Origin of the sequence: Pseudomonas cyclaminis (assembly GCF_015163715.1) — a bacterium.
GTDB lineage: Bacteria > Pseudomonadota > Gammaproteobacteria > Pseudomonadales > Pseudomonadaceae > Aquipseudomonas > Aquipseudomonas cyclaminis.
Genome location: NZ_JADDUM010000272.1, coordinates 1 through 10,515, shown reverse-complemented (window position 1 = coordinate 10,515; position 10,515 = coordinate 1). Strand labels below are relative to the sequence as shown.

At 62.7% G+C, this 10,515-nt stretch carries 5 protein-coding genes and 3 pseudogenes; 3 read left to right on the top strand and 5 right to left on the bottom strand.

Features of this window, described 5'->3' with window-relative positions; genetic code table 11:
• Positions 1–124 precede the first annotated feature (124 nt).
• The 3 genes and pseudogenes from IQK56_RS27930 (at position 125) to IQK56_RS27920 (ending at position 3,104) form a co-directional block, all read left to right on the top strand.
• Positions 125–888, top strand: a pseudogene (locus IQK56_RS27930) (IclR family transcriptional regulator).
• Between the two features lie 9 nt (positions 889–897).
• Positions 898–2,106, top strand: a complete 1,209-nt coding sequence (locus IQK56_RS27925) for an amino acid deaminase (RefSeq protein WP_122310276.1) — start codon at positions 898–900, stop codon at positions 2,104–2,106.
• Positions 2,107–2,195: 89 nt separating this feature from the next.
• Positions 2,196–3,104 carry a sugar kinase gene (locus IQK56_RS27920; protein ID WP_193863980.1) on the top strand — a complete coding sequence of 303 codons (909 nt, stop codon included), beginning with the start codon at positions 2,196–2,198 and terminating at the stop codon, positions 3,102–3,104.
• A 77-nt stretch (positions 3,105–3,181) separates the two neighbouring features.
• Here the strand turns inward: IQK56_RS27920 and IQK56_RS27915 are convergent, their stop codons facing one another.
• From IQK56_RS27915 to IQK56_RS27895, 5 genes and pseudogenes are all read right to left on the bottom strand, one after another.
• Positions 3,182–3,457, bottom strand: a complete 276-nt coding sequence (locus IQK56_RS27915; protein WP_003174397.1) for a peptidylprolyl isomerase — start codon at positions 3,455–3,457, stop codon at positions 3,182–3,184.
• A 43-nt stretch (positions 3,458–3,500) separates the two neighbouring features.
• Positions 3,501–5,995 (bottom strand): annotated as a pseudogene (locus IQK56_RS27910) (PAS domain-containing hybrid sensor histidine kinase/response regulator).
• Between the two features lie 141 nt (positions 5,996–6,136).
• Positions 6,137–8,089, bottom strand: coding sequence for an acetoacetate--CoA ligase (locus tag IQK56_RS27905; RefSeq protein ID WP_193863981.1), 1,953 nt, complete (start codon positions 8,087–8,089; stop codon positions 6,137–6,139).
• Positions 8,090–8,150: 61 nt separating this feature from the next.
• The gene (locus IQK56_RS27900) at positions 8,151–8,924 is read right to left on the bottom strand and encodes a 3-hydroxybutyrate dehydrogenase (protein ID WP_122306172.1); all 774 of its coding nucleotides are present in this window, start codon (positions 8,922–8,924) and stop codon (positions 8,151–8,153) included.
• A 7-nt stretch (positions 8,925–8,931) separates the two neighbouring features.
• Positions 8,932–10,322 (bottom strand): annotated as a pseudogene (locus IQK56_RS27895) (GntP family permease).
• Between the last annotated feature and the right edge of the window lie 193 nt (positions 10,323–10,515).

The window sequence follows — 10,515 nt, the reverse complement described above, 5'->3', positions numbered from 1 at the left end:
GGCTGCCCCCGATGGCGGTGAGTCGGTCACAAATGCATGTGCTGACACTCCCTCATCGGGGGCAAGCCCCCTCCCACAGGAGAATTGTGTCGTACCCAACAACTTCGACCGGACTGAAATTGCCATGACCGAAGACACCATCAAACGCCGCGCCAAAGGCCTGGACCGTGCATTCGACATCCTTGATTTTCTCAAGGAAGTCGGCCAGCCCCTGCGCCCGAATGATATCGCCAGCGGTATCGGCAGCCCCAAATCCACGGTCTACGAATTGGTCGCGTCCCTGCTGGAACGGCGCATCCTGGAAACCGTGGGCAAGGACGTCACGTCTATCTCGGTCGCCAGCTGTACTTCCTCGGCCAGGCGCACCTGCGCCACTTCGACCTGACCCGCGAGGCCGATCACGCCTTGCAGGAAATCGTCAGCCAGACCCACGAAACCGCGCAGATGTGCCTGCTCAATGGACGCAAATACACGGTAGCGCTGATGCGCGAAGGCGAGCGGCATTTCCGGATTTCTTCGGACATCGGCGAAAACGCGCCGATTCCCTGGACCGCCTCCGGGCGTCTGTTGCTGGGGCACCTGAGCGACCAGCAGATCGTCGACCTGATCGACCATGACGATTTCATCCTGCCGGACGGTCAGCGCCTGCCGCTGGAAACGTTCCTTGCGCAGATCCGCCAGGCCACCCTCGATGGGTTCTTTTCCTTCGACAGTGTGGCCGACACCTTTACCCATTGCTTTGCCGCCCCGGTGCGGGACGCGCAGGGCATCAGCATTGCGACCCTGTGCATCGTCGCCCCACGGGCCGATGCGCAAAAAAACTACAACGACTATCGCCGGGTGTTGATCGACAGCGCCAACCACCTGGCCCGTCGCATCAACGAATAGGAGTTTTTCATGTCTGCCATCAACGCCGTTGAAAAAGGCGCCGCCGCCGTCGGTGCCCACCTGGTCCGTGACGTCAGTTTGCCGGCCTTGGTCCTGCATCGCGACGCCCTGGAACACAACATCCGTTGGATGCAGGACTTTGTCAGCAACAGCGGCGCCGAACTCGCGCCCCATGGCAAGACCAGCATGATGCCGGCGCTGTTTCAGCGTCAGATCGCCCAAGGCGCCTGGGGCATTACTCTGGCCAACGCCGTACAGACCCGCGCCGCGTATGCCGGCGGCGTGCGCCGCGTGTTGATGGCCAACCAACTGGTGGGCGCGCCGAACATGGCGTTGATCGCCGACCTGCTGGCCGACCCTGATTTTGACTTCCACTGCATGGTTGATCATCCGGACAACGTCGCCGACCTGGGCCTGTTCTTCGCCGCCCGTGGCCTGCGCTTGAACGTGATGATCGAGTACGGCGTGGTCGGTGGCCGTTGCGGTTGCCGCAGCGAGCAGCAAGTGCGCGACCTGGCCAAGGCCATCAAGGCTCAACCGGCGCTGGCCCTCACCGGTATCGAGGGTTATGAGGGCGTGATCCATGGCGAGCACGCCATCAGCGGCATCCGCGAGTTTGCCGCCAGCCTGGTGCGTCTGGCGGTGGACCTGCAAAACAGCGGCGCTTTCGATTTGGCCAAGCCAATCGTCACCGCTTCGGGCTCCGCCTGGTATGACCTGATCGCCGAGTCCTTTGAGCAACAGAACGCCGCCGGGCGCTTTCTCAGCGTGCTGCGCCCCGGGAGCTATGTGGCCCACGACCATGGTATCTACAAAGAGGCGCAGTGCTGCGTGCTCGACCGTCGTAGCGACCTCCATGAAGGCCTGCGTCCGGCGCTGGAAGTCTGGGCCCATGTGCAGTCGTTGCCTGAGCCAGGTTTTGCAGTCATTGCCCTGGGTAAGCGTGACGTGGCGTACGACGCCGGGTTGCCGGTACCGCTCAAGCGCTACAAGGCCGGTATCGTGCCGGCGCAAGGCGATGATGTGAGCGCCTGCAAGGTTACCGCAGTGATGGATCAGCATGCCTTCATGGTCGTGGCGCCAGGGGTTGAACTGCGCATTGGCGACATCATTTCCTTTGGTACGTCCCATCCATGCCTGACCTTCGACAAATGGCAGGTGGGTTGCCTGGTGGATGAGCAGTTGCAGGTGGTCGAGTCCCTGCACACTTGCTTCTAGACCGCGTCGCTCCTATCGGGGGCAAGCCCCCTCCCACATTGGGGAGGGGGCTTGCCCATGAGGCCATCAGCCCCACCGAGACAGCAGCCATGACCACCCAACCCCGCATCGCCCTCATCGGCGAGTGCATGATCGAACTGCAACACCGCGCCGACGGCAGCCTGCAACAAAGCTTCGGCGGCGACACCCTGAACACGGCGGTGTACCTGCGCCGCGAGCTGGGCGATATCGGCGCGGTGGACTATGTCACTGCCTTGGGCGACGACAGCTTCAGCGACGCCATGTGCCAACAATGGACCGACGAAGGCTTGGGGCTGAGCCTGGTCCAGCGTCTGCCGGGGCGATTGCCGGGCTTGTATTGCATCCAGACCGACGCCCACGGCGAGCGTAAATTCCTCTACTGGCGCAACGAAGCCGCCGTGCGCGACTGTTTCACCACGCCGGCAGCCGAGCCGATCCTGGCGGCGTTACCCCGTTATGACGTGGTGTATTTCAGCGGCATTACCCTGGCGGTACTGGGCGAGATCGGGCGTGAACGCTTGCTGCAAGCGCTGGTCGAAGCCCGCCGCCGTGGCGCCAGGGTGGTGTTCGACAACAACTACCGGCCGCGCTTGTGGGCCACTGTCGAGGCGGCGCGTGTGGCGTATCGCAACGTGTTGGCCGAGGTGGATATCGCCTTGCTCACGGAGGATGACGAGCGCGCGTTGTTTGGTTATGCCGACAGCGAGCAGGTGTTTGCGGCGTATCCGGCGATTGACGAGGTGGTGCTCAAACGAGGGGCGGATGCGTGTTTGATCCGCTGCTATGGCGAGCGCTTTGTCGTGCCGGCGTTGAAGGTCGAGAAGGTAGTGGATACGACAGCGGCCGGGGATTCGTTCAGTGCGGCGTACCTGGCCAGCCGGCTCAAGGGAGGGGCGCCGGAAGAGGCGGCGTTGGCCGGGCATCGGTTGGCGAGCCGAGTCATTCAGGTGCCGGGGGCACTGATTTCAAGAGAGTAAGTGAATGGCCGCCTTTGGCGGATCGGGGGCAAGCCCCCTCCCACAGGAGCCCCCGATAGCGATCTAAAGCCAACCACTCAATCCCGGTAAAACACCTGCACCAAGTGATACCCAAACTTGCTCTTGATCGGCCCGTGAACCACTTTCACCGGTTTCTTGAAAATCACCGCATCGATCGCCCCGACCATCTGTCCCGGCCGCACTTCACCCAGGTCACCGCCGCGCTTGCCGGACGGGCAAGTGGAGTACTTCTTGGCCAGCACATCGAAGGCTTCGCCCTTGGCGATACGCTGCTTGAGTTGTTCGGCTTCTTCGCTGGTTTTCACCAGGATATGACGGGCTTGGGCTTTCATTGGTCTCTACCAGGTGTGCGACGGCGCGCGATTATGCCTGAACTCATTCGACCACGCTGATCATGCTGCGGATTTTAGTCGCCAGCAGGTCGATGGAAAACGGCTTGGCCACCATGTCCATACCGTCTTCCAGGAAGCCCTGGCGCTCGGCGGCTTTTTCGGCGTAACCGGTCATGAATAGCACCCGCAACCCCGGACGGTGCTGGCGCGCGATTTCCGCCAATTGCCGGCCGTTCATGCCCGGCAGACCGACGTCGGTCACCAGCAGGTCCACGCGCAGGTCCGATTCCAGCAGTGGCAACGCGGTGCGTGAATCCGCCGCCTGATGCGCGGTATAGCCCAATTCATCCAGCACATTCACCACCAGCATGCGCACCGCCGGGTCGTCCTCGACCACCACCACGGCTTCACCGGCCAGGGCCACTGGCGCTTCGCTGAGGCTGGCGGGGCGGTTGCTTTCCAGCGCAGTGCCATGCAGGCGTGGCAGGTACAGGCGCACACAGGTGCCCTGGCCGGGTTCGCTCTGGATCGTGACGTGGCCGCCGGACTGCTGGGCAAACCCGTAGATCATCGACAACCCCAGGCCGGTGCCCTGCCGATGGGCTTGGTGGTGAAGAACGGGTCGAACGCCTTGGCGAGGATTTTTGGCGCCATGCCGGTGCCGTTGTCGCACACGCCGAGCATCACGTAGTCGCCGGCCTTGACCGGTTCGAGTGTGGTGATGTCGGTGCCGTCCAGGTAGCTGTTGGCGGTTTCGATCAACAATTCGCCGCCATCGGGCATGGCGTCGCGGGCGTTGATCACCAGGTTAAGCAGGGCGTTTTCCAGCTGGCTGGCGTCGGTGTTGACCGGCCAGATGTCGTGGCCCAGTTGCACCTTGAGCGCGATATGCGCGCCCTTGGTGCGCTGGAACAAGTCCTCCAGGGACGCCACCAATTGGTTGGGGTTGGTGGGGCGACGGTCCAGTGACTGGCGTCGCGAAAACGCCAACAGGCGGTGGGTGAGGGCGGCAGCGCGATGGGCTGACGACACGGCGGCATCGGTAAAGCGCCCGATTTCCTCGCTGCGCCCGGCGGCGATGTAGCGCTGCATCAGGTCCAGGCTGCCGATGATTCCGGTGAGCATGTTGTTGAAGTCATGGGCAATGCCGCCAGTCAGTTGGCCCACCGCTTCCATTTTCTGCGCATGGCGCAGTGCATCTTCAGCGCGCTCACGTTCGAACATCTCGTTTTGCAGGCGCTGGTTGGCCTCGGCCAGGGCCTGGGTGCGCTGGGCCACGCGCTCTTCGAGGTTGTCGTTGAGGTGGCGCAGGGCTTCTTCGGTGAGTTTGCGTTCGGTCTCGTCGATCACAAAGATGTAGAAACCGTTCACCGAGCCGTCATTGCTGAAACGCGGCAAGTACTTCATCAGCGCATGGCGCGGGCGCCCGTCGCGGTGAGGCGTGATGGTCATGAAGCTGCAGGCCTTGCCCTTGAGCGCGGCGGCGATCTTGTCTTCGCGCCCTGCGTACACCTCGTCGCCGAGCACCTCGCGGATGCTCTTGCCGTACAGCTCCTGGGGCGTCATGCCGTACCACTCAAGGTAGGCGCTGTTGTTCAGGCGAAAGCGCTGCTCGTGGTCGACATAGCCGATCAGCACCGGCATCGCGTTGATGATCAGCTGCAACTCGGTCTGGCTTTGGCGCAGGGCCTGCTCGGTGTGCTTGCGCTCGGTCAGGTCCAGTGCGGCGCCGAGGAAACGCGCCGGGCGGCCATTGTGATCCTTGTAACACCGGCCTCGGGCAAAGACCCAGCGCACCTGGCCATCGGCTTGTTGCAGGCGGTATTCCTCGGCGTATTCGGTGCCGTGGGTGATGCAGTGCTTGATGCTGCGCGCCACCGTGCCACGGTCTTCCGGGTGCACGCCATGCAGGTACTCGCTGATGGGCAGCAGGCCCGCGTTGCTGGGGTCGACACCGTGCAGGTAGGCGAAGTGGGCGTCGGCGATAAAGTGGTCTTCGCCGATGTCCCAATCCCAGGTGCCCACGGCGTCGGTCGCCGCCAGTGCAAGCTGCAGCCGTTGCTCGGTGTTGTGCTGGGCCTTGCGGCGCTCGTTGGTTTCGATGGCAGTGACGAGGATACCGGCCACATTGGCGCTTTCATCGCGGATCGGGCTGTAGGTCAGGTCCAGCCAGATTTCCGTGTCGCGATTGTTGCGTTGCAGGACGAAGCGCTGCTCGCTGAAGGTGCGCACCTGGCCACTGAGCACGGCGTCGTAGATCGGGCCGGTAAAGCCTTCCAGCTCGGGCCACGTCTGGTGTGCCGGTTGGCCCATGGCCTCGGGGTGTTTATTGCCGGCCAGCGCCGCGAAGCCGTCGTTGTAGAGTTGGGTGAGCTGGCTGCCCCACAGCAGGAGCATCGGCATCGGCGAATGGATAACGATATCGACCGCTGTGCGCAGGCTTTGCGGCCAGTCATTGGCCTCACCGAGCGGGCTTCGTGCCCAGTCCAGCCGCGCAATCAATGCGGCGGCTTCGCTGCCGGTGGATGTTCCTTTCATAAAAAGCCCTGAGCGTAACGCTTTGAAAAATGACAACACCCATTATCCCGTGAGTCGGGAACGGGTGACTACCCCCCGAAAAATAGCATGCATTCGGAGTTTGTCTTCAAATGAGTACCTCAGCGCTGAAACCTTTCATCTTCACGCCAGTTCCGCGCGGTCGCGAAACTGCTCCAGTGCCTGCGGGTTGGCCAGGGCGTCGGTGTTCTTTACCGGCTCGCCATGCACCACGTTGCGCACCGCCAATTCAACGATCTTGCCGCTGATGGTGCGAGGGATATCGGTGACAGCCAGGATTTTGGCCGGCACATGGCGCGGGGTGGTGTTGGCGCGGATGACCTGGCGGATCTGCTGCTGCAGGGCCTCATCCAGCTCGACGCCCTCATCGAGGCGCACAAACAGCACCACGCGCACGTCGTCCTGCCAGCGTTGGCCGATGGCGAGGCTCTCCAGCACCTGCGGGATTTTTTCCACTTGGCGATAAATTTCCGCCGTACCGATGCGCACGCCGCCGGGGTTGAGCACGGCGTCGGAGCGGCCATGGATCAGCAGGCTTCCGTTCGGGCGTTGCTCGGCGTAGTCGCCCTGGGCCCACACGCCGGGGAACTGGCTGAAATAAGAGGCGCGCAGCTTCTTCTGGTCCGGGTCGTTCCACAAGCCGATGGGCATGGCCGGGAAGTGCCGGGTGCACACCAACTCGCCTTTTTCGCCGATCAACGGTTGGCCCCGGTCGTCCCACACCTCGATGGCCATTGCCAGGCTCTTGCACTGCATTTCGCCACGGCGCACCGGCAGCACCGGGTTGCCGATCACAAAGCAGGACACGATATCGGTGCCGCCGGACATCGACGACAGGCACAGCTCGCCCTTGATCTCGCGGTACACGTAGTCGTAGCTCTGGGGCGACAGCGGCGAACCGGTCGAAATCAACCCCTTGAGGCTGCCCAGGTTGTGACTCAGGCGCGGTTGCAGGCCGGCCTTTTCCAGGGTGGCGAGGAATTTGGGGCTGGTGCCGAATACGCTGATCTTTTCGGCATCAATCAGGTCGATCAAGCGCTCGGGGCCCGGATGAAAGGGCGAGCCGTCGTACAGCACCGCCGTGGCGCCGATGGCCAGCACCGATACCAGCCAGTTCCACATCATCCAGCCGCAGGTGGTGTAGTAGAACAGGCAGTCTTCGCGGGACAGGTCGGCATGCAGGCCGTGTTCCTTGAGGTGCGTGAGCAACACGCCGCCGGTGCTGTGGATGATGCATTTGGGCACGCCGGTGGTGCCGCTGGAGTAGAGGATGTAGAGCGGATGGTCGAACGGCACCGCGACAAAATCGGGCTCGCCGCCGGATTGGTAAAAAGCATTCCATAGCGCAACGTTTGCCTGGGTGCGGTAGTCCTCGACCTGCGCCTCGGGCCGCGCATACGGCACGATAATCAACTGCTCCAGGGACGGCAGCCGTTCGAGGATTTCATTGAGCTTGGCGCTCTGGTCGATGGTCTTGCCGGCGTACTGGTAACCGGCGCAGGTGATCAGCACCTTGGGCTCGATCTGGCCGAAGCGGTCGATCACGCCTTGGGTGCCGAAGTCCGGCGAGGAGCACGACCAGATGGCCCCCAAGCTGGTGGTGGCGAGCATGCCCACCAGGGTCTGCCAGGTGTTGGGCATGCATGCGGCGACGCGGTCACCCTGGCGGACACCGGCTGCCCGCAGGCTTTTTTGCAGGCCGGCGACGTGTGCGGCCAGTTCGGCATAGGTGAGTTGTTCGCGCTGGCCGTCTTCGCTGATGGCGACGACCGCTGGATGAGCATCGCGACGGCGCAGCAAGTGCTCGGCAAAATTCAGGGTCGCGCCGGGGAACCACTGGGCGCTGGGCATCTCGGTGCTTTCGATCAGCGTGGTGGTGGGCGGGCTGCGAAACTGCACGTCGAAGAAGGCGACGATGGCCTGCCAGAAGTCCGGGCGCTGGTCGATGCTCCATTGGTGCAGCGCGGGGTAGTCGGCCAGTTGCAAGGTGTGGCGATCATTGATGAAGCGACGGAACTGGTCCATCCGCGTGTGGCGGATGCGTTCGGGTGAGGGTTGCCAGAGGATGTCGGACATCAGCAAGGTCTCTTGTTCTTATAAAAATCTAACCGTCAACATAGATCAACTGTGTCTGGGGCTATTGGGCCAGCCAGCCGCCATCGATGTTCCAGGCGGCACCACGCACCTGCGCGCCGGCTTCGCTGCACAGGAACAACACCAACTCACCCAGCTGCGGCGGCGTCACGAATTCCAGCGAGGGCTGTTTCTCCGCAAGCAGATCATGCTGCGCCTGTTGCGGGTCCACGCCAGTGGCGATGCGATCATCAATCTGCTTCTGCACCAGCGGTGTCAGCACCCAGCCCGGGCAAATCGCATTGCAGGTCACGTTGCTGGTGGCCGTCTCCAGGCCCACCACCTTGGTCAAGCCGATCACGCCGTGCTTGGCTGCCACATAGGCCGCCTTGCCCACCGACCCGACCTGGCCATGCACCGAGGCGATATTGACGATACGTCCCCAGCCCTTGGCCTTCATGCCCGGCAGGCTCAAGCGGGTGCTGTGGAACACCGAGGACAGGTTGATGGAGATGATCGAGTCCCAGCGTTCAGCCGGGAAGTCTTCCACGGCTGCCACATGCTGGATGCCGGCGTTGTTGACCAGGATGTCCACGCCGCCGAATTCACGTTCGGCGTAGGCGATCATGTCGGCGATCTGCGCCGGGTCGCTGACGTCCGCCGGGTGGTGGCCCACCTTGCCGCCAAATGCCTGGACCTGGGCGACCACTGCGCTGGCGTCGCCGAAGCCGTTGAGGATCAGGTTGGCGCCGGCCTTGGCCAGGCTCAGTGCAATCCCCAGGCCGATGCCGCTGGTGGAGCCGGTGACCAGGGCGGTCTTGCCATTCAAAGTCGTCATGAAAACCTCACACAATGCCGGTGGCGTAGAAAGTACCGATCACCACGAAGACCGCGAGGGTCTTGATGATCGTGATGCCGAAAATGTCCTTGTAGGCTTCGCGGTGGGTCAGCCCGGTGACTGCCAGCAAGGTGATCACCGCGCCGTTGTGGGGCAGGGTGTCCATGCCGCCGCTGGCCATGGCCGCGACCCGGTGCAGCACTTCAAGGGGGATATTGGCCGCATGGGCCGCGAAATGAAGCTCTCGGACATGGCCGCCAGGGCGATGCTCATGCCGCCCGACGCGGAACCGGTGATACCGGCCAGCAGGGTTACGGTAATCGCTTCGTTGACCAGCGGGTTGGGGATGCCCTTGAGCCAGTCCGCCAGTACGAGAAAGCCTGGCAGCGAGGCAATCACTGCACCAAAACCATATTCCGAGGCGGTGTTCATCGCCGCCAGCAATGCGCCGCTGACCGCACTTTTACTGCCCTCGGCCAGCTTGCTTTTGATCGCCGCCCAGCCAAACACCAGCACCATGATGATCCCTACCAGTAGCGCGGCCTGCACCGCCCAGATCGCAGTGAGCTTGGCGATGTCGGTGGTCACCGGTGTGCTCATGCCTGGCAGGCTGAGGCTGTGGGTCTTGCCGTACCACTGCGGGATCCAGTGGGTGAACAGCAGGTTCATCACGCCCACCAGGATCAGCGGCGACAGCGCGATCCACGGGTTGGGCAGGGTCAGGTTCTCGGCGGTTTCCGGCTCGTTGCGCAACTCGGTGCCGTAGCCTTCGCCGGCGCGCTGGGCCTTGTTGCGTTGGCGCGCCAGGTACAGCATGCCGGCGCAGAACACGAAGATGGTGCCGATCAAACCCAGCCACGGCGCGGCCCAGGCGGTGGTGTTGAAGAAGGTGCTGGGGATGATGTTCTGGATCTGCGGCGTGCCCGGCAGGGCGTCCATGGTGAACGAAAACGCGCCGAGGGCGATGGTCGCCGGGATCAGGCGCTTGGGAATATTGCTCTGGCGGAACATCTCCGCCGCGAACGGGTACACCGCAAATACCACCACAAACAGCGACACGCCGCCGTAGGTGAGCAGGGCGCAGACCAGCACGATCACCAGCATCGCCTGGCGCGTGCCGAGCAGACGGATCGCGGCCGCCACGATAGAGCGCGAGAAGCCCGACAGCTCAATCAGCTTGCCGAACACTGCACCCAACAGGAACACCGGGAAATACAGTTTGATAAAACCGACCATTTTCTCCATGAACACCCCGGTAAACGCAGGGGCGACGGCGGACGGGTCGGTGAGCAAGACAGCGCCGAGGGCGGCAATGGGGGCAAACAGGATAACGCTATAGCCACGGTAGGCAGCCAGCATCAGCAACGCGAGCGCTGCCAGGGCAATGATCACACTCATGGTGTGTCTCCATCGGATTGTTATTGTTGTGGGGTGGTGCTTTGGAGAAGGGCTATAGCGAGATGCGTGCCAAATCTTCAACTCATTGAAAATAAAGAATATTTAGTGAGTTTGTAGGGGGATTTTCAATTTTGTTCTCAATATCGAGACTTGTAGAGATCAAATGTGGAGGGCTTGCCCCGATAGCGGCGTA